Source organism: Kibdelosporangium philippinense (assembly GCF_021390435.2).
In the GTDB taxonomy this organism is placed as follows: domain Bacteria; phylum Actinomycetota; class Actinomycetes; order Mycobacteriales; family Pseudonocardiaceae; genus Kibdelosporangium; species Kibdelosporangium philippinense.
In genome coordinates this window covers 1,435,884-1,455,559 of the sequence record NZ_JAJVCN010000003.1, presented here as the reverse complement: position 1 = coordinate 1,455,559, position 19,676 = coordinate 1,435,884, and the positions used below count along the sequence as shown (strand labels likewise).

At 64.0% G+C, this 19,676-nt stretch carries 29 protein-coding genes; 27 read left to right on the top strand and 2 right to left on the bottom strand.

All coding sequences use genetic code 11. The features are described from left to right. Positions 1 to 283: 283 nt before the first annotated feature. The 27 genes from LWC34_RS38910 to LWC34_RS38780 all read left to right on the top strand — a co-directional run bounded on the left by LWC34_RS38910 (position 284) and on the right by LWC34_RS38780 (position 18,695). Positions 284 to 520 carry a hypothetical protein gene (locus tag LWC34_RS38910; protein WP_233730216.1) on the top strand — a complete coding sequence of 79 codons (237 nt, stop codon included), beginning with the start codon at positions 284 to 286 and terminating at the stop codon, positions 518 to 520. Positions 521 to 784: 264 nt separating this feature from the next. Continuing rightward, positions 785 to 1,117, top strand: coding sequence for a hypothetical protein (locus LWC34_RS38905; protein ID WP_233730215.1), 333 nt, complete (start codon positions 785 to 787; stop codon positions 1,115 to 1,117). Between the two features lie 67 nt (positions 1,118 to 1,184). Beyond that, positions 1,185 to 1,418 carry a ParB family protein gene (locus LWC34_RS38900; RefSeq protein ID WP_233730214.1) on the top strand — a complete coding sequence of 78 codons (234 nt, stop codon included), beginning with the start codon at positions 1,185 to 1,187 and terminating at the stop codon, positions 1,416 to 1,418. Position 1,419: 1 nt separating this feature from the next. Continuing rightward, positions 1,420 to 1,650, top strand: a complete 231-nt coding sequence (locus tag LWC34_RS38895; protein WP_233730213.1) for a hypothetical protein — start codon at positions 1,420 to 1,422, stop codon at positions 1,648 to 1,650. Between the two features lie 136 nt (positions 1,651 to 1,786). Next, positions 1,787 to 2,107, top strand: coding sequence for a hypothetical protein (locus LWC34_RS38890; RefSeq protein WP_233730212.1), 321 nt, complete (start codon positions 1,787 to 1,789; stop codon positions 2,105 to 2,107). A gap of 120 nt (positions 2,108 to 2,227) precedes the next feature. Then, a complete protein-coding gene (locus LWC34_RS38885; RefSeq protein WP_233730211.1) occupies positions 2,228 to 2,803 on the top strand; it encodes a hypothetical protein in 576 nt (191 codons plus the stop codon). Next, entirely contained in the window at positions 2,790 to 4,382 is a 1,593-nt protein-coding gene (locus LWC34_RS38880) for a terminase large subunit domain-containing protein (protein WP_233730210.1), read from the top strand. The genes LWC34_RS38885 and LWC34_RS38880 overlap by 14 nt, the downstream gene beginning before the upstream one ends. Positions 4,383 to 4,396: 14 nt before the next feature. Next, a complete protein-coding gene (locus LWC34_RS38875) occupies positions 4,397 to 4,612 on the top strand; it encodes a hypothetical protein (protein ID WP_233730209.1) in 216 nt (71 codons plus the stop codon). 26 nt (positions 4,613 to 4,638) lie between these two features. Next, positions 4,639 to 5,772, top strand: a complete 1,134-nt coding sequence (locus LWC34_RS38870; RefSeq protein ID WP_233730208.1) for a phage portal protein — start codon at positions 4,639 to 4,641, stop codon at positions 5,770 to 5,772. Further along, positions 5,769 to 6,545: an HK97 family phage prohead protease gene (locus LWC34_RS38865; RefSeq protein ID WP_233730207.1), complete on the top strand. Its 777-nt coding sequence runs from the start codon at positions 5,769 to 5,771 to the stop codon at positions 6,543 to 6,545. Before LWC34_RS38870 ends, LWC34_RS38865 begins: the two co-directional genes overlap by 4 nt. Before the next feature lie 138 nt (positions 6,546 to 6,683). Continuing rightward, entirely contained in the window at positions 6,684 to 8,114 is a 1,431-nt protein-coding gene (locus LWC34_RS38860) for a phage major capsid protein (RefSeq protein WP_233730206.1), read from the top strand. Between the two features lie 72 nt (positions 8,115 to 8,186). Beyond that, complete coding sequence (locus LWC34_RS38855; RefSeq protein ID WP_233730205.1) at positions 8,187 to 8,390, top strand: hypothetical protein; 204 nt, start codon at positions 8,187 to 8,189, stop codon at positions 8,388 to 8,390. A gap of 20 nt (positions 8,391 to 8,410) precedes the next feature. Further along, the gene (locus tag LWC34_RS38850) at positions 8,411 to 9,007 is read left to right on the top strand and encodes a phage head-tail connector protein (protein WP_233730204.1); all 597 of its coding nucleotides are present in this window, start codon (positions 8,411 to 8,413) and stop codon (positions 9,005 to 9,007) included. A 28-nt stretch (positions 9,008 to 9,035) separates the two neighbouring features. Then, entirely contained in the window at positions 9,036 to 9,446 is a 411-nt protein-coding gene (locus tag LWC34_RS38845; RefSeq protein WP_233730203.1) for a hypothetical protein, read from the top strand. A 2-nt stretch (positions 9,447 to 9,448) separates the two neighbouring features. After that, the gene (locus tag LWC34_RS38840; protein ID WP_233730202.1) at positions 9,449 to 9,850 is read left to right on the top strand and encodes a hypothetical protein; all 402 of its coding nucleotides are present in this window, start codon (positions 9,449 to 9,451) and stop codon (positions 9,848 to 9,850) included. A 13-nt stretch (positions 9,851 to 9,863) separates the two neighbouring features. Next, the gene (locus LWC34_RS38835) at positions 9,864 to 10,220 is read left to right on the top strand and encodes a hypothetical protein (protein ID WP_233730201.1); all 357 of its coding nucleotides are present in this window, start codon (positions 9,864 to 9,866) and stop codon (positions 10,218 to 10,220) included. Positions 10,221 to 10,230: 10 nt separating this feature from the next. Beyond that, positions 10,231 to 10,566, top strand: coding sequence for a hypothetical protein (locus LWC34_RS38830; RefSeq protein ID WP_233730200.1), 336 nt, complete (start codon positions 10,231 to 10,233; stop codon positions 10,564 to 10,566). Then, complete coding sequence (locus tag LWC34_RS38825) at positions 10,544 to 10,702, top strand: hypothetical protein (RefSeq protein ID WP_233730199.1); 159 nt, start codon at positions 10,544 to 10,546, stop codon at positions 10,700 to 10,702. The genes LWC34_RS38830 and LWC34_RS38825 overlap by 23 nt, the downstream gene beginning before the upstream one ends. Positions 10,703 to 10,708: 6 nt before the next feature. Then, a complete protein-coding gene (locus tag LWC34_RS38820) occupies positions 10,709 to 11,128 on the top strand; it encodes a hypothetical protein (protein WP_233730198.1) in 420 nt (139 codons plus the stop codon). Beyond that, positions 11,121 to 11,324 carry a hypothetical protein gene (locus LWC34_RS38815; RefSeq protein ID WP_233730197.1) on the top strand — a complete coding sequence of 68 codons (204 nt, stop codon included), beginning with the start codon at positions 11,121 to 11,123 and terminating at the stop codon, positions 11,322 to 11,324. The genes LWC34_RS38820 and LWC34_RS38815 overlap by 8 nt, the downstream gene beginning before the upstream one ends. Next, positions 11,324 to 13,072, top strand: coding sequence for a hypothetical protein (locus LWC34_RS38810; RefSeq protein WP_233730196.1), 1,749 nt, complete (start codon positions 11,324 to 11,326; stop codon positions 13,070 to 13,072). Before LWC34_RS38815 ends, LWC34_RS38810 begins: the two co-directional genes overlap by 1 nt. Continuing rightward, a complete protein-coding gene (locus tag LWC34_RS38805) occupies positions 13,072 to 15,816 on the top strand; it encodes a hypothetical protein (protein WP_233730195.1) in 2,745 nt (914 codons plus the stop codon). The genes LWC34_RS38810 and LWC34_RS38805 overlap by 1 nt, the downstream gene beginning before the upstream one ends. Before the next feature lie 4 nt (positions 15,817 to 15,820). Continuing rightward, positions 15,821 to 16,327 (top strand): hypothetical protein, encoded by a 507-nt coding sequence (locus LWC34_RS38800; RefSeq protein ID WP_233730194.1) that lies wholly within the window; start codon positions 15,821 to 15,823, stop codon positions 16,325 to 16,327. Positions 16,328 to 16,366: 39 nt separating this feature from the next. After that, on the top strand, positions 16,367 to 16,579 hold the full coding sequence (locus LWC34_RS38795; protein ID WP_233730193.1) for a hypothetical protein: 213 nt from the start codon (positions 16,367 to 16,369) through the stop codon (positions 16,577 to 16,579). A 57-nt stretch (positions 16,580 to 16,636) separates the two neighbouring features. Beyond that, positions 16,637 to 17,518 carry an N-acetylmuramoyl-L-alanine amidase gene (locus LWC34_RS38790; protein ID WP_233730192.1) on the top strand — a complete coding sequence of 294 codons (882 nt, stop codon included), beginning with the start codon at positions 16,637 to 16,639 and terminating at the stop codon, positions 17,516 to 17,518. 2 nt (positions 17,519 to 17,520) lie between these two features. After that, complete coding sequence (locus LWC34_RS38785; protein WP_233730191.1) at positions 17,521 to 17,823, top strand: hypothetical protein; 303 nt, start codon at positions 17,521 to 17,523, stop codon at positions 17,821 to 17,823. 137 nt (positions 17,824 to 17,960) lie between these two features. After that, a complete protein-coding gene (locus LWC34_RS38780; RefSeq protein WP_233730190.1) occupies positions 17,961 to 18,695 on the top strand; it encodes a DNA-methyltransferase in 735 nt (244 codons plus the stop codon). A 63-nt stretch (positions 18,696 to 18,758) separates the two neighbouring features. Here the strand turns inward: LWC34_RS38780 and LWC34_RS38775 are convergent, their stop codons facing one another. Beyond that, on the bottom strand, positions 18,759 to 19,286 hold the full coding sequence (locus tag LWC34_RS38775; RefSeq protein ID WP_233730189.1) for a hypothetical protein: 528 nt from the start codon (positions 19,284 to 19,286) through the stop codon (positions 18,759 to 18,761). Between the two features lie 161 nt (positions 19,287 to 19,447). Further along, positions 19,448 to 19,669, bottom strand: coding sequence for a DUF397 domain-containing protein (locus tag LWC34_RS38770; RefSeq protein ID WP_233730188.1), 222 nt, complete (start codon positions 19,667 to 19,669; stop codon positions 19,448 to 19,450). Positions 19,670 to 19,676: the final 7 nt, after the last annotated feature.

Sequence of the window (19,676 nt, the reverse complement as noted above, 5' to 3'; positions counted from 1 at the left end):
GCGGCCGGAGCTGCGGGTTTCCACTGCGTTGCGTGACGCGCTTGCCTGTGGCGACTGCCCGATTGGGTGATTACCAGCGTCGGGGATTACCACGTTGAAGGATTGCTGTCTACGGTTAAAACAACGAACGCCCGGTCTGCTTCGGTTCCGGGCCCCGCCTTCGACCGGAAAGAAGCCAACGCTCGCCATGGCCGATTCGGCCCCGCCGCCCGTTCAGTGCCCTGCGTGTCAAGACAAGGGCGTACTGCGTTGGACCCAACCCGTCCCGAACGACGTCGGCGGCATGATCCTGCGTGAGATGCAACTGCCCTGTCCCCACGGCTGCGGCGACACATGGAAATACCCGGCCGCCGAGACCGACCGCGTGATCAACACCCCGGACGACCGGCCCGAACGCGTTCGCGGTCAGGTCGATGCCATGGAAGCCGCCAGCCGCGCCAGTGGCCATGCCGATTTCCTGCGCGCGGCTCTCAGCAGCGCGGGATATACCTGGGACCGACACGGCCACCGCCAGTTCTGACCCAGCGGCCCTGCGAGCGCACAAACGGGTGATCACCGCTCCATCACACCATCGTGGCCGTGTCCACATCAGACACCGCTGGGGCCCAAAAACCACTGTCCAAACCCGCTAGCGCCACAACCCGCTGACCGACTGCGGCCGAGATCAGCTGTCAAAAACAGGGGGATCTTTTGCACCTCAAGGGCTTGATCTTCACCAGAAAGCTATGTAATATCTTTCTTGTCCGGATCACCGGGCAAGACAATTACAGAGTGGAGGCACATAGTGTCCGACGAAGACCGGTCATATACGTGGCTGGATACTTTGCCGCCTGAGGCACTCGCGCTACTCGTAGCGTGGTTCGATCAGGCGCCGGAGGTCTTCCGCAAGCGCTGTGAGGCGATTGCCGACGAGTTCGGCAACGGTAACCCTCAACTGGTGCTGTGGTTGGCGGCCGTGGACCGAGCGCTTTTCGCGCTCGGCTACAGCGAGGCGGTACTTCCGATGGGACTGACGGTCGAGTTGTTCCAGCTCGGCGCGTCGCCCATGACCATCATCAGACTGATCGATGACATGGTGAAGGCGGTACAGGCAGAGATCCGCGACGAGGAAGGCTAAGTCGGATAGCAGGGAGCGGGCAGGGCTTAGCTGCCCGCTCCCGTGCCTCCCAAAGGAGGACGCAAGTATGACCGACGTGCCAGTGCTGTTCCAAACCCACGTGCCACCGGACGTGCGAGAAACGGCACGGAACGCGGTTGCGGGCATGCAGAAGGTGGACGCGAGTTACTCGATGCGCACGTTCATCGCCGATGCGGTGCTCGCACATGCGCAACGGCTCGCCAACGAGCACAACGGCGGCAAGCCGTGGCCCAAGGCGAAGCGGCTGCCAACCGGCCGGCGACCCGCCGCGGCCGACTGAGATGCACGATTCGACGAGTGGTGTGGCGATCCTGACCGACCCGCAACCCCGCTCGTGGGAATGGGACGTGTACTACACGACCCACGATTGGCTCCGGCTCGGGGTGACTGAGGCTGCACGTAGCCGCGTCGAGGTGCTCGCCGATACGTACCTCGAAGCGCAACGCCTCGCGATCTGGATGGTCATCTGCAGGTCCGGGTTCTACGTCACTCGCGCGGACTTCGTGATGTAGGCCGACGCGCCGAGCGGAACGCATGACTTGCGTTGATCGATTTCGGACGCTACCTTCTGTCAAGCTTGGTTGACGTATCGGTGAACCCCCGCATCACACCTCGTGTGCGGGGGTTCACCGCGTTCGGAGGGTCGCCATGGCCGTGAAGGCGCAGCAGGCCAGGCGATCCGGTCGGCCGTGGCGCAGGTTCCGCAGGCTAGTGCTGGAGACCTACGGGCCGCTGTGCTGCTTCGGGGATGCGTGCAAGTTCCCGTCCGTGGTGATCAACCTGGATCTACCACCCAACGATCCCGCGTCATTCACCGTGCACCACCTAGATCCGTTGTCGCTGGGTGGCTCGCTGCTTGATCTCGAACGGGCGCGGCCTGCCCATTTCCGGTGCAACTCGGCGCAGGGCAACCGACCGTTCGCTTTGTCATCGTGGACATCCCATGACTGGCCGGTCCGGCTGCCATGATCACGTTCGTGATCATGGCAGCGACCTGCGGTTTTTAGTGGCCTGCGGCTGGTAGACCCCGTGAAACCCCTTCCCACTTTTTTCTCCCCGGGAGGCGGGAAAACGCCGGAGGTGATCACTGTGACAACTGATCGGATCACCGTGATTACCGGTGTGGTCAGTGATGCGATCAAGAGTTTCCGCAGGCGGGAAGGGCTGTCCCGCGCGGAATTCGCCGAGCGTGCGTGGGAGCTCGGCGCGCCATCGGACTTCAGCGCAACGGTGCTTGGCGCGCTGGAGTCCGGTCGGCGCTCGGCCGGTGGCCGACGACGCGAGATCACGCTGGACGAGCTGGTGTTCATCTCCGCTGTCATGGGCATGACGCCGCTGGCGGTGCTCGGCGACCAGGCGGCCGTCTTCACTGGCGGCGACCAGGCGGCCGATTGTGTCCGTTGCGCCAGTCAGGACGACTCGCTGCAGCAACGTGTGCGTGCGGACATCGCGGCATTGCCGGAACTGTCCGGTATGGACCCATCACTCGCCGAGACGGCCTACGTGCTGGCTGCCGCAGTCGATAGTGCGCGCGGCGACGGACGGCAACTGCCGCGACTGACGAAGGAGCTACGGGCGACGCTCGAGCAAATCGTGGCCAGCCGCCCAGCAGACGAGGCGCCGGACGAGGACGACGATCTCGACGGCCTTGATGAGCCCGAGTGAGCGTGACCGCGCGGCGATTTACGCGCACTACGGCCTGACATGCCCCCCGCGGTTCGCCACCCTGCGGAACTTCAACAACAAGACCTACGGCCCCAAGGTCGCGAAGATCTCCGCGGCGCTGGGCGCGCCGTTCATGCCGTGGCAGCGCTACGTCTTTGATACCGCCTTGGAGATCGACCCATACACGGGGCTGTTCGTGTATCGCGATGTTGGCGTCACTGTGCCGCGTCAGCACGGCAAAACTACGGGCATCCTCGCGTTGTGTTGCCACCGCGGCATGGCATGGAAGCGTCAGCAGATCCTGTACGCGGCACAGAACGGCACAGCAGCTCGGCAGAAATGGGAAGACGGCCAGCTTCCGATCCTCGCCGCAGCTGGGTTCGCCCCAGGCGAGGGCGAGAAGCTGTTGCCCAGCCACCGCGCGCGAGTACGGAAGGCCAACGGTCGCGAAGCGATCATCTGGCGCAAAACCGGCTCTATCCATGGGTTGCACGCCAGCACCGAGCAGTCTGGACATGGCCCGACACTTGACCTTGGCGTGAAGGACGAGTTTTTCGCGCAGGTGGACGACCGGATCAGCGCGGCATGGTCACCGGCCATGATCACCGTGCTGATGGCTCAGCAGTACTGGTTTTCCACGATGGGGACATCGCGATCCGTACCAATGAACGCGGCCGTCAAGACAGGACGCGAACTGACCACGTCGGGCGAGCCGACCCGCATTGCCTACTTTGATTGGTCAGCTCCGATTGGGTCCGATCGCACCGATCCGGCCGTGTGGCTGGCGTGCATGCCCGCGCTCTGCCCGGATCCGGTGTGCAGGTGTTCACCGGAGTGGCGCCACACGATCACTATCCCGACGGTCAAAACCGAGCTGGACAAGGCAAGCACCCCGTCGCTGCTGGCCGACTTCGACCGCGCGTACATGAATCAGGTGCGCGAAGACGACGAGGTTGACGAAGACCCGAACGTACCGACGCTCAGCGAATGGGAGCTGCTGGCCAACGACAAGGCCGTTGCAGGCGCAGGGCTCGCCATCGCCATCGACACGACCCCGATGGCGACATATTCGGCGGTAGTCGCCGTCGGCGAGGGCCCGGACGGGCTACCGCTGGCGGTGGTACTCAAGCACGGCCCTGGCAACACGTGGGTTCCGGCCTTCGCCGCGGAGTTGGCCGAGACGCTACGGCCGGTCGCGTGGGTGCTGGACGAGAAGTCCCGCGCAGGTGAGCTGATCACCCCTCTGAGCAAGGCCGGAATCGTGCGGGCCCCCATGGACAAGTTCCAGCGCGGCAACCTGTGGATTCCCAGCCTGCATGAGATCGGTGCGGCATGTGGCGGATTCAGCACTCGCGTGAAGACCGGCAGCCTAGTCCACTTGGGACAAAAGGTGATGGCCGACGCCATCGTCGGCGCCCGGACACGGTCGCTCGGCGACGGCGCGATTGCATTCGGGCGCAAGGTATCGAGCGCAGACATCAGCCCGATGTACGGCGGCGCACTGGGTTTGGCCGCTTGGGAACGGTTTCAACATCTGGCCGTCGAGGACGACTACGACGTACTCGACTCGATCGGCTGAGAGGGGGTGTGCTCGTGAAGCCGGACAGCATCACCACCCTGCTGGACGTCGTGGGCCTGGCGCTCATCGCGTTCGGCATCGGGGCCGCATTGTTCCCGCTGATCGGGTGGGCCGCCGCGGCACCGGCGGGCTGCGTCGTGCTGGCGGGTGTCCGTGTCGCGACGTGGCTTGTTCGGCCACAGATGGCTCCGGCCTGGTGGCGCAACCGGATGCGTGGGGGTGATCGGTGAGCCTCTTCTCCCGCTCAGTGCCACCGGTGACCGATCTGATTCCGCAGAGGATGCCATCAGGCAAGGCGGGCAAAGTTCGGGTCACCAACGACACCGCGATGCGGCACAGTGCCGTCTGGGCCTGTCTGCGGCTGCGTGCCGACCTGATCTCGACCATGCCGATCGATGCCTATCGGATGCTCGGCGACATCCAGATCGAGGTGACCAAACCGCCCGTGCTGATCAGCCCTGGCGGAGCGCGAGTCAAGGTTCATGAGTGGATGTATTCCAGCCAAGTCGACCTCGACCGAGCTGGCAACGTGTTCGGGCTGATCACCGCGCGGGATGGTCTCGGCCTGCCAGCACGTGTCGAGCTGCAGGACCTGGCATACACCTCCGTGCAGATCCGCGACGGCGAGATCGAGACCTACCGGTTCCGCGGCAAAACCTATCTGCCGCACGAGGTCTGGCACGAGAAGCAGTTCACCCTCGCGGGGTTGCCGATCGGTTTGTCGCCGACGTCCTACGCCGCGTACACGATCCAGCAATACCTTTCGGCGCAACAGTTCGCGTTGGACTGGTTCGGTGGCGGGGCCATACCGGCGGCCGAGCTGAAGAACACCGCGAAGACCATCACACCGAAGGAATCCGAGGACATCAAGTCGAGGTTCAAGGCCACGGTCGGCCCGGGTGATGTCTTCGTGCACGGTAGCGACTGGGAGTACAAGCCGCTGCAGGCGATCCAGAGCGATGCCATGTGGATCAACACGCAGGAGCATGGAATCCCGGACATCGCGCGGTTCTTCGGCTGCCCGGCTGACCTGATCGACGCGGCCGTGTCCGGCCAGTCAGTCACCTATGCGTCGATCAGCCAGCGCAACCTGCAGCTGCTGATCATGAATCTCGGTCCGGCGGTGTTCCGGCGCGAAACCGCGTTGAGCGACCTGCTGCCGAAACCACGGTTCGTGAAGCTCAACAGCGACGCCATCATGCGGATGGATCCGGAAACCCGCGCGAAGATGCTCGGCCAGCAGATCAGGGACCGGATGCTCGCACCGTCCGAAGCGCGGGCGCTGCAGAACCGCCAGCCGTTCACCGACGAGCAACTCAGCGAGTTCGATCGGCTTTTCGGCGCGCCAAAGACAACTCCGACCATCGCAGCGACAGGAGCGACGTCGTGAACGAAGAGGAACTCCGGACAGCGGCGACGGCTCGGGCCGGTGAGGCCCGCGTCGACGGTGCCCGCGGTTACCGCGCGCCCGCTGATCGGCCGTCTCGGCGACGCTGCGCTGAGGACGACAACGCGCCAGCGCGGGTGAGCGTGCGGGTGCGGGACTTGGAGATCCGCGAGGCGGGTAGCACGGGCCTGCAGTTCCGCGGGTATGCCAGCGTGACTGACGCTGGATACGAGATGTGGGACATGTTCGGCCCGTACACCGAGCTGGTCTCGCCGGGCGCGTTCTCGACGTCCCTCGCGAGGTCCGATCTTGACGTCCCGCTTGTCCTGCAGCACCAGGACTTGCGGCGAATCGCCCGGACGACCAACGGCACGCTCCAGCTGGCCGAGGACGACACCGGGCTGCTCGTCGAGGCCGACCTTGATCCCGACGACCACGACGTGCAGTACATCGTTCCGAAGCTCCGGCGCCGGGACATCGACGAGATGTCGTTCAAGTTCCGGATCACCGCCGGTCAATGGTCGCCGGACTGGATGGAGTACCACATCAACGACGTGGACATCCATCGCGGCGACGTCGCGATCGTCGGCTACGGCGCCAACCCGCATACCGCTGGCGCCGGTCTGCGCGCCGCCGATCCGGTCGAGCTGATTCGGTCGCTGAGCGACGAGCAGGCCCGCGCCGCACTGGCCGAGCTGAACGCCCGGCTGACACCACCGAGGACTCCGCGTGCCCTGATCACTGATGAGGACACGCGGCTGCGCGTCATTCGTTGACGCGCGCCTTCCCTGCAGCTTCGCGTAGGAACCCCGCACCGCGCCACGGGCCCGGTCCGGGTGTCACCGCCTGCTGTCCGCAGGGCCATCACCCCTACCCGAGTTCCCGCTGAACGTGGGAGAAAGGACGACGTCACGATGACGCTCGCCCAGCTCATCGCTCAGCTTCGGGGCCAGATGGCCACCAAGCTGACGGAGCGCAACGGCTTCGCGGTGCAGCTCGCCGAGCTGCGCGCACAGGACAACCCCGACCAGGACAAGGTCGCCGAACTGCGCCGGTCCAAGGACGGTCTGGACGCCGAGCTGGACCAGATGCAGGTGCGAGTCGCCGACCTCGAGGCCGAGCTGGCTCGCGACGACGCCGCCGACCGGCTGGCGCGGGAGGTCAACCCGGGCGCTCCTCGCCCGGCCTACGACCAGGTGGCGCGAGTCGGTACGGAGGAGAGGACCTACCGGCCCGATGTCGATCCCCGCGGCGTCCGTTTTGCGCGCGATGTGGCGTCGGCATTCCTCGGTGAGTACGGCGCGCAGGCACGGCTGGCACGCCACATGGAGGAAGAGACCGTCGAGCGCTCGGTCGCCGTTACCGGTGCCCAGGACCGGGCCGTCGGCACGGGTGCACAGGAGCAGCGCGCGGTCGGCACCGGCGCATTCGCGGGATTGGTCGTCCCGCAGTATCTGGTCGACCTGTTCGCGCCCATGGCCACCGCAGGGCGGCCGTTCGCAGACGCGTGCCGTCCTCACGAACTGCCCCCGACCGGCATGACCGTGAACCTTGGCCGTGGCACAACGGGAACCAGCGTCGACGACCAGTCCGCGGAGAACGCGAACGTGTCCGAGACCGACTACGACGACTCGCTGCTGACCTTCCCCGTCCGCACGGCAGCAGGACAGCAGACCGTCTCGCGGCAGGGCGTGGACCGTGGCGTCAACATCGACGACACGATCATCGAGGACCTCTACAAGCGGTATCACGCCAACGTGGACAACAAGCTCCTCAACCTGGCCAGCGTCGGGTTGACCAACGTCGCGACCGCGGTCACCTACACCGACGCGACCCCGACTGTCGAAGAGTTGTACCCCAAGACAATCGAGGCTCTCGCCGGAGTCGAGGGTGCCCTGCTCGACGTGGCGTCCGGCGAGAACATCGCCGTCATGCACTCCCGACGCTGGTACTGGCTGCAGAACGCCATGAGCACCAAGTGGCCGATCATCAGCCAGCCCGGAATCATCGAGAAGACGATCGGTGCGAACTACGCCGAACGGTACGGAAGTGGCGTCCGCGGCATTCTGCCCAACGGCACTCCGGTGATCGTGGACAACAACATCGCCACGAACCTGGGTGTCAACACCAACGAAGACGAGATCTACGTCGGCGACAAAAACGAGTTCCACCTGTGGGAGGACCCGGCCGCGCCGCTGCTGATCCGTGCTGAGCACACCAAGGCCGCGAGTCTCGGTGTTCTGCTAGTCGTCTATGGCTACTACGCCTTCACCCACACCCGCTACGCGCACGCGCGCAAGGTCGCGGGTACTGGTCTGATCCCGCCGACCTTCACCGGCGTCTGATCGAAACCCATTGCAGCAGGGAGCGTCCGTTGATCGGCGCTCCCTGTTTGCTATGCCCTGAAAGGAAAGTACGTGAGCGACGAGATCAAGAATGCCGACGAGCCGCAGCCGCAGGATCCCATGATCGACGCGTTGCTGCACGAGCGCCAGGGATACGTCCAACGTGGACTGAAAGACCGAGTCGCGCAGATCGACGAGCAGATCGTGCTGCGTGGCGGCGAGCCGCCCAAGCAGGCCAAGTCCGCGACCGGGCGCAATCAGCAGACCCGCGACTGACACCGCGCGGGAGGTGAACGGTGGCCATCACGATCTACGCCGACCTGGCGACTCTGAAGGACTCGCTGAAGATCACCGATACCGACGATGACGACCAGCTCACCAAGAACCTCAACGGTGCGTCGCGGGCGATCGACACTGTCACCGGCCGCCGGTTCTCGCTCGACGACAACGTGTCCGCCCGGAAGCTCCGGACCGACAAGCGCACGGTCGAGCTCGACAACGGCGAACAACTGTTGCTCGTCCCCGACATCGCGACCGATGCCGGTCTGATCGTCGAAACCGGATCGAAGAGCACGTGGACCCCGGTGACCGACTACGAGCTGTACCCCGAGGACGCGTTGGTCGGCGGTTGGCCAATCACCGGTCTCACCCTCGACACACGGTGCTGGCCCTCGATGCCTGGCCAGCGGGTCCGGATTACCGCGAAGTGGGGCTGGTCGGCGGTTCCGGACGACATCGAGCAGGCGTGCCTGATCTTGTCTCGCAGGCTATTCGCCCGCAAGGACTCTCCGGGTGGCGTGATGGGGAGTCAGGACTGGGTGGTCAGTCTCGCCCGCCGCGACCCGGACGTTCAAAGCCTGATCGAGCATTTTCAACTCCCAGGGTTCGGCTAACCACACCGTCCCTTTAAGACAGAGGCGGGTGAGTCTGATCAATCTCGCCGACGTCATGGAAGCGCTGGCGGACCGGGCAAGAACGTTGATCCCGCGCAGCTTCGCCTATCCGCCAGACAAAATCAGCCCGCCAACCTTCCTGCTGGATCTGCCCGAGGCTGTCGACTACGACGGAACCTACGGCCGGGGCATGGATTCGCTAAGGCTGACGGCGCTTGTTCTTGTTGGGCGAGCGGAAAATCGCGCGTCTGTCCGCAACCTTCTTCCATATGTTGACGGATCCGGACGCCAGAGCGTCAAGGCGTTGCTGGAGTCCGGCATGTACTCCGCGATGGACACAGTGCATGTGAGCCAAGCGGAACTGGCCGTCTACAAGTTCGCCGCCATCGACTACCTGGGCGCCGAATTCACGATCAACATCACCGGGTCAGGAGAGTGACCATGGCATTTACGCATGCCAAAGACACGTACGTCAGCCTGAACGCGGTCGACCTGTCCGCATTCACGAACAACACCGAGTATGAGGAATCCGCCGACGAACATGACGTGACCACGTACGGCAAGAACAGTCACGTGTTCGCAGGTGGCCTCAAGGGCGGTACGGCCACCATCTCGGGCGTCCATGACAACGGCCCCAACGGTCCACGCAAGGTCATCAAACCCTTGGTAGGCAACGTTGTTCCACTGGTCCACCGTGCCGAAGGAACCGGTACAGGCAAGCCGCAAGACACCGTGAATGCCTTGGTGAAGTCCTACAAGGAATCCGCGCCGGTAGCGGACATGCGCATGTGGACAGCGGAGCTCACGTTCTCCGACGACGTCGTCAGCACGAACCAGGCGTAAGGGGCAACAACGCATGGCACGCACCGCCATTGCCGCCGAGGCAATCAACAGTCAAACCACCCGCACACCGACGTTCACTGCGGCGATCGCAGACGGCCACATGACCATCAATGACGGCTCGACGTTCTTGCGCGTCAGAAACACCGACGCGTCACCGAAGACCGTCACCGTGTTGATCCCGTCAACACTGGCTGGCGTCGTGGCGGCGAACGGCGGCCGCCAGCACACCATTCCGGCGAACACCGGCGACGTGACGATCGGGCCGTTCCCACCCGATTACACCCAGCCGTCAGACGGCCGGATCTGGTGGGACTACTCAGCCATCACGGGTGTCACGGTCGCGGTTCTCAAGGTCGAACGAAACAAGTAAAGGGGCCACCGTGGACAAATCAATTCTGCTCGCCCGAGGACAACAGCAGCATCGCGACACCGATGAGGTCCCAATTGGATACATCGGCGCAGTGACGGTACGCGGTCTGACACGTGCAGAAGTCAGGCAGTACACCGAAAAAGACGGTACGGCCGATGAGAACGGCATGATCGCGTGCGCGCTAGTCGATCCCGAGATGACCGCGGACGAGGTCGGCCAATGGCTCGACGGGGCGCCCGCAGGTGACAGCGTGGCGGTCATGGACGCCATCGCCCGGCTTTCCGGATTCGACGAGGGCGCGCAGAAAAGCCGCGTACCTCGCCATGGAAAACGGCGACGGCGTTGAGTTTGAGTTCTTCCTTGCCCAGAAGCTCGGCCGGACGGTCGAGGAGCTGAGGCAGATGTCCAACAGAGAGTTCGTGTGGTGGAGCGTCTACTACGGACGCAAGGCCCAGCGCGACGAACTGGCGCGAAGGCGGTGAGCCACGATGGACATCGAACCGATCAAGATCAGCGGTCTGAACGAATTCAACCGCAACCTCCGGCAGATGAACGCCAGTCTGCCGAAAGGGCTCAGGCTCGCCAACAACGAAGCGGCCGGGGTGGTCGTCGACTGGGCGCAGCCACGCGTACCGCGCAAGACCGGCCGAGCCGCAGCGAGCGTCAAGGTTCGTAGTACCCGCACCATGGCGCGCGTTTCTGGTGGCAGCAAAAGCGTTTCCTACTTTGCCTGGCTGAACTACGGCGGCCGGGTCGGTCGTGCAGGCAGCGTCCGGCGCCAGTTCATCAAGGAAGGCCGCTACCTGTACCCGGGGTATGCCAAGAACCGCGACAAGGTCCGCGCGATCCTCCTGTCCGCTCTAGTCGAGGTTGCCAAGGACGCAGGCCTGGAGGTGACCCATGAGTGAGGAGCTGGTGACTGATCGGCTGACGCGGATCGAGACCAAACTCGACCTGGCGCTCACGCAGCACCGGGAAGAACTCAACGACCACGAGACACGCATTCGCAAGCTTGAGCGTGCACTGTGGATCGCTGCCGGGTTCGCAGCCACCGCCGGAGGCGGTGTCGGCGCGGTTATCTCCCAGATCATGGGCGGTGCCTGATGGCCAGCAAACCCACCGTCACGCTGACCTTCGCGGGCGACGAGAAGCGTCTCACCGCGGCCATGGCAAGAGTCGGCGCGGCATCCGATTCGATGTCCGACCGAGTGGGCCGGTCTGGTGCGTCGATGCTGTCCATGGCAACCAACCTGGGCACGGCCGGTTCAGCGATCACCGGCGTGACATCTGCGATGGGTGCCTTGTCAACGGCATCCGGTGCTTTGCTTGCCCTGCCTGCGATCGGAGTGGCTGCCGCCGGTGCGATGGCCGCGGTCAAGCTCGGCGCGGATGGCGCGACCAGAGCGTTCGACCGCCTCGGTCCGACGATCGATGGCCTCAAGAGTGCTGTGTCGTCGTCGTTCGAGCGGGCTCTCAATCCCGCGGTTGACAACCTGAGGGGCATCCTGCCGCAACTTCGTGCACCGCTGCAGAACATCGTGACTCAGATCGGTGGCATGGCGACAGAAGCAACCAAGGTGGTCAAGCTGCCGCAGAACATGCAGGTTCTGAAGGCTGCTCTGGATGGCGCCGGTTTGTCGACCGGGAACCTCCGTAAGGCAGTGGCGCCCCTTACCCAGGCATTCATCGACTTGGTGTCGGTCGGCGTGCCAGGTCTGGGCAGCATGACCCAGAACGCTGGTGGCCTGGCGCAGTCGTTCGCTGATTGGGTTCGGGAGGCCAAGGAGTCCGGCCAACTGGCGGAGTGGCTGGAGAACGGCAGAGACGCGTTGCGGGCCATCTGGGACGCGCTGCAGGACATCGTTGGCATCGTCGGAGGCGTCTTTCGCGGAATCTCGGCCGGAGCCGGAGGCGCGGCCGGTGCGCTCGGTCCGCTGCTCGATGGGTTGAACCGCATCGTCAATTCCGAGCAAGGTCAAGAGGTTCTGCGCGCGATCGGCGAAGCCCTGGCACGGATCGGCGAGGCGATCACCTCCGTGGCATTGCCCGCGTTCGACGCGCTGGCCCCACTTCTACCGCCGCTACTGGAGTTGTTCACCCGCATCGTCGAGATCCTCGCCGAGGAGCTCGTCCCCGTGATCGAGTTCTTGGCTCCCGGGCTCGAGGCCATAGCCGGGTTCATCGCCGACAACGTCGAGTGGCTTGCTCCGTTGGCGACCGGGCTGACGATCGCTGCTGGCGCTTGGTGGCTGCTGAACGCCGCGATGATGGCCAACCCGGTCATCCTGCTGGTGACCCTGCTCGCCGGGCTGGTCGTGGCGATCGTGTCCCTATGGGAGCGCAGCGCCGAATTCCGGGACTTCTGGATCGGGCTGTGGACAGTGATCGAGACCTCGGTGAGCAACTCGGTGCAGTGGATCGAGGACCGTTGGACCGACTTGATCGGGTTCTTCGAGTCGATCCCGGACAAGGTCGGCCGAGCGCTCGGCCTCATGGGTGACGTGGTCGGCCGGACATTCCGGGCCGCCGGGAACATGGCGATCGATGCGCTGAACTGGACGATTGACCGGCTGAACACCGCGATCCACAACATCAACATCGTCAACCCCTTCGAAAACGTTCCGTACATCGGGCGGGTACCGCGCATGCACACCGGCGGCAAGGTCGGCGGCGCGCCAGGAACAGAGCAGATGCGCATCCTGCAGGCCGGTGAAACTGTCCTGCCCGCCAACGCTTCCACGGGTGGTGACGGCGTGGCGCTCAAGGTCGCCAGCGGCGCGGATTCGGGCATTGCAGAACTGATTGACTATCTGATCCGCACAGGTCAGATCCAAGCCGTCAGGAGCACATGATGGCCTTGAGGTTCCCGCGCGAACTGGTCGTTGAGGCTTACCTCAACGGGTGGACCGACATTACCGACCAGGTGCGGCAGAGCGACCCGGTGAGCATCACCAGGGGACGATCCAACGAGCAGTCCAAAGTGGCGCCCAGCAGGCTGTCTATGCGCCTAGACAACACAACCGGGGATTGGAACCCACGCAACCCGCTTGGGGCCTACTACGGCCTGCTAGGGCGCAACACTCCGTTCCGAGTGAGCCTAAGGGTTGCGAATGACGAATTCACCCGGATCCAATCGAACGGGTGGGGCACCTCGTCGTCCGGGGACCCGTGGTCAATCCAGGGCACGGCGTCACAGTTCGCGGTCAACGGATCCGCGGCCACGCAACGGGTCGCGTCCACAGCCACGTTCGTCAACGCGTGGCTCACGAACTTCACGGCGTACAACGTCTACGTCCGGATCAACTACACGCCGACAGTCACCGATGTGACGGGAGGGCCGATCGAGCCTGCCACGATCATGCTGCGCTACATCAATCACCTGAATTACTACCAAATGCGCGTGATCGCGACCACGGACGAGCAATACCAACTGCGGGTGCTTCGCCTGTTCGGCGGCTCGGAACACATCCTGAGTTCCAGCACCATCACCGTGCCAAGCCTCACGCACACCAATGGGCAAACGGTCTGCATCGCGGCGATGATCGAGGGTCGCACGCTCTTCGGGAAGGTGTGGCCGGCCACCGACCCGGAGCCGTTCACGTGGCACGCCATCGTCTCCGACCAGGATGATCTCAACGCGTTGATGGAGCCCGGTTCCGTCGGTATCCGGTCCGGAGTCGCAGGCGGCAACACCAACGCGAAGCCGATCACCTTCACATACGACAACCTGGACGTCCGGGTCATGCGTATGGCTGGTGAGCTGTCCGAGATCACCCAGGACTGGGACGAGTCGCACACCAACAAGCGGGCATCGGTCAAAGTGGAGGGTCCGCTACGGCGGCTGGGGCAAGGCGATTCGCCGCTCAAGTCGACATTGCGCCGGGCATACGAGACAGAGGTAGACAACCCGCCGATCGCCTACTGGCCGTGTGAGGACGGCCCAGGGGCCACCCAACTGTCATCAGCTGTTGGCGGGCCACCGATGGCCATCATCGCGGGCAACGTCGACCTGGCATCGTTCACCAAGTTCTTATGCTCGGCCCCGCTGCCGTTGGTGCAGCAAAGCCGTTGGTACGGGCCGGTTCCGAACTATACGCCGACGGGCAAGATTCAGGTCCGTTTCCTGATGTCCATCCCCGCATCCGGTACGACAGACGGCGCGATCCTGTGCCAGATGTACGACACAGGAACCGCTCCGCGCTGGGAAGTCTCCTATGACACTGACTTTGGCGGTTGCCTGGTCCTGAAAGCCTACGACAAAGCGGATGCCGAGATCCTGAATACAGGAATCCAGCTGGTGGGACGAAACGGCAAGCTCACCCTGGTATCTCTTGAGCTGGTACAAGACGGGTCCGACGTCGACTACAACCTGCTGATCTTCGATGTCGGCGCTCCCGCTGGGTTCTTCCACGCAGCCACTCTGGCCAACCGCACCATCGGCCGAGCCGTCAACGTCAACATCGCCGTCGGCAGCGTCATGACCGACGTCGCGTTTGGACACATCACCGTGCAAGGGCAGATCACAAGCTTGTTCGACCAGCTGCAAGAGCTCAACGCGTGGGCGGGAGAGCTTGCCGGGAGACGGTTCGAACGACTGTGTCGGGAAAACAACATCCCGAGTGGAATCTTTGGCAACGTGTCAACCACCGCGCCAATGGGTCCTCAACAGGTTGACACTCTTCTCGACCTGTTGTTCCAGTGCGCCGAAGCCGAGCAGGGAATCCTGTGCGAGTTCCTGTCCACCTTCGGCCTGCTGTTCCGCACACGGCAGAGTCTCTACGCCCAAGAGTCCCGGTTCACTTTGGACTACGCGGCGAAGCAGGTAGCGCCGCCATTGCTGCCGTTGGAAGACGACCAGGCCACGATCAATGATGTCACGGCCCGGCAACCCGGCGGCAGCGAGTTTCGCGCCGTGCAGCTGTCCGGGCCGCTCAATGTCAACTCGCCCTGGGAAGACCCGGACGGCGTCGGCCGGTACGAGGTGTCCGTCGTCGCGAACGTCCACAGGCCCCACCAGCTCGCTGACGTTGCGACCTGGGTGCGGCACCTCGGGACCATCATTGATGCCCGCTTTCGCAGCATGACCGTGAACTTGCGGGCACCAACGGTCTCCGGAGTCGCTGCGCGGGTGCTCGCCGCGGACATCGGCGACCGAGGGGTCATCACCAATGTCGCCCAGATCGACCGGTACCAGCCGATCGACCAAATGATCCAGGGCTACACGGAAACCTTCAACACCGCGCACCTGCACGTGATCAAGTTCAACGCGACGCCGTACGCCGGGTACCGGATCTTCGTACTTGACGAAGACCGGCTTGAGCACGATGACAGCAGCCTCGCCGAAGACCTCACCATCACGGAAACCATCGTCGATGTGGCGAACCACAGCGTGACTCGCTGGATCAACTCGACCGACCACGCAGCGCACTTCCCTTTCAACGCACAGTTCGGCGGTGAAGAGGTGACCGTGACCGCGATCAGCGGGACCGGCGCGGTACAGACCTTCACCGTGGTGCGGTCCGTCAACGGTGTGATCAAGACCCATACCGCAGGGACGGCAGTGACATTGGCCAAGTCAGTCTATTTAGGACGGTGATGGAGTGACTGCGCCGCTGTTCTTTGCAGGCGAGAAACTGTTCGCCGATAGCATGAACGACCGCATCGCGCACGTCATCGCCCGCGCGCAACGTACAGACTCAAGTCCAGGTACAACCAGCGCGACCGGCGTCGGTGTGACTTCGCTGACCGTGGATGTGTTGGCTGGACACCGCTACCGGGTGGACATCCCGCTGTGCCACGCGACCAGCACTACCAACGGTGACCTTACTTTGGTGAAGGTTACCCACTCTGTGAACGGTTCCACGCCAACAGCGTCCAGCCCGGCCATCCTGGGCGCTCAGGCGGTCGCGGCGCCGCACCCGACCGCGCCGTTCCCCGTGGTCGGTTTCATCACGCCGAATGCGGATTTGACGCTCAAGTTGTTGGTCTGTGTGGCTCGCGTAGGCGGCTCAGGAACGTCCAGCATCTTCGGAGACGGCATTCGAGTAATGGATCTATTGGTATGGGACATGGGGATCGACCCGGGTAACACTGGGACCAACCTCTAATTAGGAGTGTCCAACGTGCACATTGTGTATGAGCACCTCATGCCGAACTTTAACGGGCCGACCGGGCTGGGCACGATGCACTGCTACGTGTGTCCTGACCGGATGGAGATCAATTCCAACGGTATGGACCAACGTCAGGCTCGTGGGTGGATCGTCGACTCGTGGAACCGGCAGACGCCCGAAGATCCGCCGGTGACGTTGGACGACTTTGACTTTCGCCCAGCTCCGGCCGATTTCGGATACATGTGGTGAAAACGTTTAGATCAATGTTCCGCACACTGCTGCTATCACAAGGGAGGTAACAAAACAGTGCGCGTCATTCTCCGCGCCGAATGGGGATCCAGGCATGACAACGGATCCGGCTCGGCACCGTTGCCCGCTAGCGAGGTGTGGCTGCACCACAGCGTTACCAGCTCACCCGGGCCGAACGTCACGTTCGAGCACGACGCCGCGAGGATCCGCACCATAGAAGCCATCGGCGAAAGCCGCTTCGGTACAGGGATGTCCTACACCTGGCTGATCACCGAGTCCGGCAGGGTGTTCGAGGGCCACAGTGTCGGGAGGCTCGGCACGCACACCGGCGGCCGGAACTCGCGAGCTCGCGCGATCTGCTTCGTCGGCAACTACGACAACCTGCGCCCGTCCAACGCGCAACTAACCGCGGCGGCGTGGTTGCTGCAGGAAGCGAAGCGGCGCGGCTGGATCACGGCGGCGCGGCTCAACGGCGGTCACCGCGACGTCAAAGCCACTGGCTGCCCAGGAAGGCACGCATACGCCGCCATTGGCCACATCAACGCCTTGGCGGCCGGGCCGCCGATCACCGAGGAGGACGACATGCCCCTGACCGACTCTGACGCCCAGCTGGTCGTCGACAAGCTGCTGAACACGTGCATCCGTCGCACGAACGACCCCGGCGAGCCACCAGTCGCGGGCGAATTCCTGTTGCGCTGGCTCTTCGCCGCGACCGACGGCCACACCGGCGCGATCAAGGCTCGCCTTGACGCTCTCGAGACCAAGGCGGACACGCAGCAGGCCGGGCTGCTGGCCGCCGTCGACCGCCTCACCGACGCCGTCGCGAACGACCGCGACGTCACTCCCGACGAACTCCGCCAAGCGGTCCGGGAGGCCATGGCAGAGACCGTCACCGTCGACGTCCGGGTGACCGGCCCGGCCCCGCAGGAAGGAAGCTAGCCATGACAAGTCTCGAACCGCGCCCACACCCCATCCGGGACGCAGCCGCGAGCGCGTCCAAGGTGTTCGGCGTGCTCGGCTCGCTGGTGACCGCGCTCGTAGGTTTCGGCGTGCTCACCATCGCGCAGGGCGACGCACTCACTGGCCTGCTCGGCGCGATCCCCGGCGTGATCACCGCCGTCACGACCGTGCTAGTCGCGTTTCGTGTGGCTCGTCAGGCTGAACCACATGTGACCCCGCTGGCGGAACCTCGCAACCATGACGGCATGCCGCTGGTCGTCGACAGGACGGCCAACCCGTCCTGACTGCCTAAGCGATACGAAACCCCGGCCGCGCATCGTTGCGACGGCAGGGGCTTCGTCGGCTCCTTCTTCGCTTGTTGCCTCCCCAGGGACATCAAGGAGCCGAACATCCACTGGAACACATCACCTGGGGAGAATCAATGCTCAACGTCGACATGCACCGCGGCGACTCGCTCGCCGTGCTGCCGACCCTCACCGACGACTCGGTCGACGCGGTAATCACCGACCCGCCTTACAACTCTGGCGGTCGCACCGCATCCGAGCGTAGAAACCAGTCTGCGCTGGAGAAGTACGTGTCCGGTGGTTGCGTGGCGAGCAAAAGTCACCCGAACTTCACTGGCGATAACCGCGATCAACGCGGTTTCCTTGCGTGGCTGTCGCTAGTGCTCTCGGACTGTCTGCGGATCACCAAGCCAGGTGGTCACCTGCTGGTGTTCTCCGATTGGCGGCAGGTACCGATGATGAGCGACGCCCTGCAGGTCGCTGGATGGATCTGGCAAGGCACACTGGTCTGGCACAAGCCGATCAGCCGGCCGCGCCGCGGCGGGTTCAAGGCGGCAGCCGAGTACATCTTGTGGGGCACCAATGGGAAGTTCGACGCATCCCGCGAGGTGTACCTGCCGGGGTTGTTCAGCGCGAGCCAGCCGCGCGGCCACCAGCGACACCACATTACGCAGAAGCCGGTCGAGGGACTGCTCGCCGAACTCGTCCAGATCTGCCCGCCAGGTGGCGTCATCCTCGATCCATTCGCCGGATCGGGGAGTACCGGCGTCGCGGCTATCCAGGCAGGCAGGGGATTCGTCGGAATCGAACTCTCGGCGCAGTACCACGAGGTCGCCAATCAACGGATCACTGCGGCGAAGACGCTCGGGTGATTCGTGTAACACATCGGCCCCGATCCCGCACAGGACAGCGGGATCGGGGCCTTCGTGGCACATTTAGGCTTGGCCGACAAACACTGCCTTGTCCTGACCGAAGGCTGGCTGCAGCGTGATCTGCAGTTCGCCCGGCTCGGCCCCAACGGCGTAGGCGACCTCGTACGAGTATGTCTTACCGGGCAACACTGTCGCGGTTTCCAAACCGATGCCCGCCTTGCACGGCCCCGAACTGTCGAAGAGCAACTCAGCGTTGGCGCCCGCGAACTGCACTTCATCCATGCCAGTCAGCACGGAGGTCTCGAACGGCGCATCGGTCCCATTCGTGACCGTGACTTTGACCTTGATTCCGCGCTTTGCGCCCTCCGGCTGAGCGTATTTGCCCGGCTTGCAGTCGGTTGGCTTGGCGATCTCGACAGCGAGACCGTTCGGCCACGTGTGTCTCTGGCCCCATGTCGGTGTTGGTTTCTGCTCAGCGACCGGCGCCTGTGCCCCGCTGGAAGCGTCGGACACTGCGCCGGTGTTGACCTTTGGCGCGGTGCACGCGGCTACCAGTAACGGAATGGCACAGATCGCGATCAGGTGGCGCATGGTTCCCCTCTCGGTGGCGTGGCGGCTGGATAGTGCCGCGTGACGCCACACGCTGACTGCACAGACGTCCTAGTGGATCGACGTACACATACGTGTTGTTACTGGCCGAGGGCCCAGAAGCTTCGCGGTGCCCCGGGCCCTCGGCGTTCAACGCAAAGGGGTCAGGCGATCAGGTCGTCGAATTCACCGGCTTTGGCAGCGGCGACGAACAAGACCATGTCGGTCCTGCTGTAGGTGATGACGCCTTGTTCCAGCCTTTTGCTGTTCCGGACGGCGACCTCGCCGCCTGGCAGGGCCGCTAGCTCGACACAGCCTCCCTGGCCGACGCTCGCCTTAGCCTTGCGCCACTCGACGTCATCAGGGACCACTGATAGATGCGACAACGCGTAT

Excerpts from the sequence above, each read along its gene's own strand:
- LWC34_RS38910 (WP_233730216.1), top strand. The coding sequence starts at position 284 with ATGATCCTGCGTGAGATGCAACTGCCCTGTCCCCACGGCTGCGGCGAC.
- LWC34_RS38900 (WP_233730214.1), top strand. The coding sequence starts at position 1,185 with ATGACCGACGTGCCAGTGCTGTTCCAAACCCACGTGCCACCGGACGTG.
- LWC34_RS38895 (WP_233730213.1), top strand. The coding sequence starts at position 1,420 with ATGCACGATTCGACGAGTGGTGTGGCGATCCTGACCGACCCGCAACCC.
- LWC34_RS38890 (WP_233730212.1), top strand. The coding sequence starts at position 1,787 with ATGGCCGTGAAGGCGCAGCAGGCCAGGCGATCCGGTCGGCCGTGGCGC.
- LWC34_RS38880 (WP_233730210.1), top strand. The coding sequence starts at position 2,790 with ATGAGCCCGAGTGAGCGTGACCGCGCGGCGATTTACGCGCACTACGGC.
- LWC34_RS38860 (WP_233730206.1), top strand. The coding sequence starts at position 6,684 with ATGACGCTCGCCCAGCTCATCGCTCAGCTTCGGGGCCAGATGGCCACC.
- LWC34_RS38840 (WP_233730202.1), top strand. The coding sequence starts at position 9,449 with ATGGCATTTACGCATGCCAAAGACACGTACGTCAGCCTGAACGCGGTC.
- LWC34_RS38835 (WP_233730201.1), top strand. The coding sequence starts at position 9,864 with ATGGCACGCACCGCCATTGCCGCCGAGGCAATCAACAGTCAAACCACC.
- LWC34_RS38825 (WP_233730199.1), top strand. The coding sequence starts at position 10,544 with ATGGAAAACGGCGACGGCGTTGAGTTTGAGTTCTTCCTTGCCCAGAAG.
- LWC34_RS38820 (WP_233730198.1), top strand. The coding sequence starts at position 10,709 with ATGGACATCGAACCGATCAAGATCAGCGGTCTGAACGAATTCAACCGC.
- LWC34_RS38815 (WP_233730197.1), top strand. The coding sequence starts at position 11,121 with ATGAGTGAGGAGCTGGTGACTGATCGGCTGACGCGGATCGAGACCAAA.
- LWC34_RS38810 (WP_233730196.1), top strand. The coding sequence starts at position 11,324 with ATGGCCAGCAAACCCACCGTCACGCTGACCTTCGCGGGCGACGAGAAG.
- LWC34_RS38805 (WP_233730195.1), top strand. The coding sequence starts at position 13,072 with ATGGCCTTGAGGTTCCCGCGCGAACTGGTCGTTGAGGCTTACCTCAAC.
- LWC34_RS38795 (WP_233730193.1), top strand. The coding sequence starts at position 16,367 with ATGCCGAACTTTAACGGGCCGACCGGGCTGGGCACGATGCACTGCTAC.
- LWC34_RS38785 (WP_233730191.1), top strand. The coding sequence starts at position 17,521 with ATGACAAGTCTCGAACCGCGCCCACACCCCATCCGGGACGCAGCCGCG.
- LWC34_RS38780 (WP_233730190.1), top strand. The coding sequence starts at position 17,961 with ATGCTCAACGTCGACATGCACCGCGGCGACTCGCTCGCCGTGCTGCCG.
- LWC34_RS38775 (WP_233730189.1), bottom strand. The coding sequence starts at position 19,286 with ATGCGCCACCTGATCGCGATCTGTGCCATTCCGTTACTGGTAGCCGCG.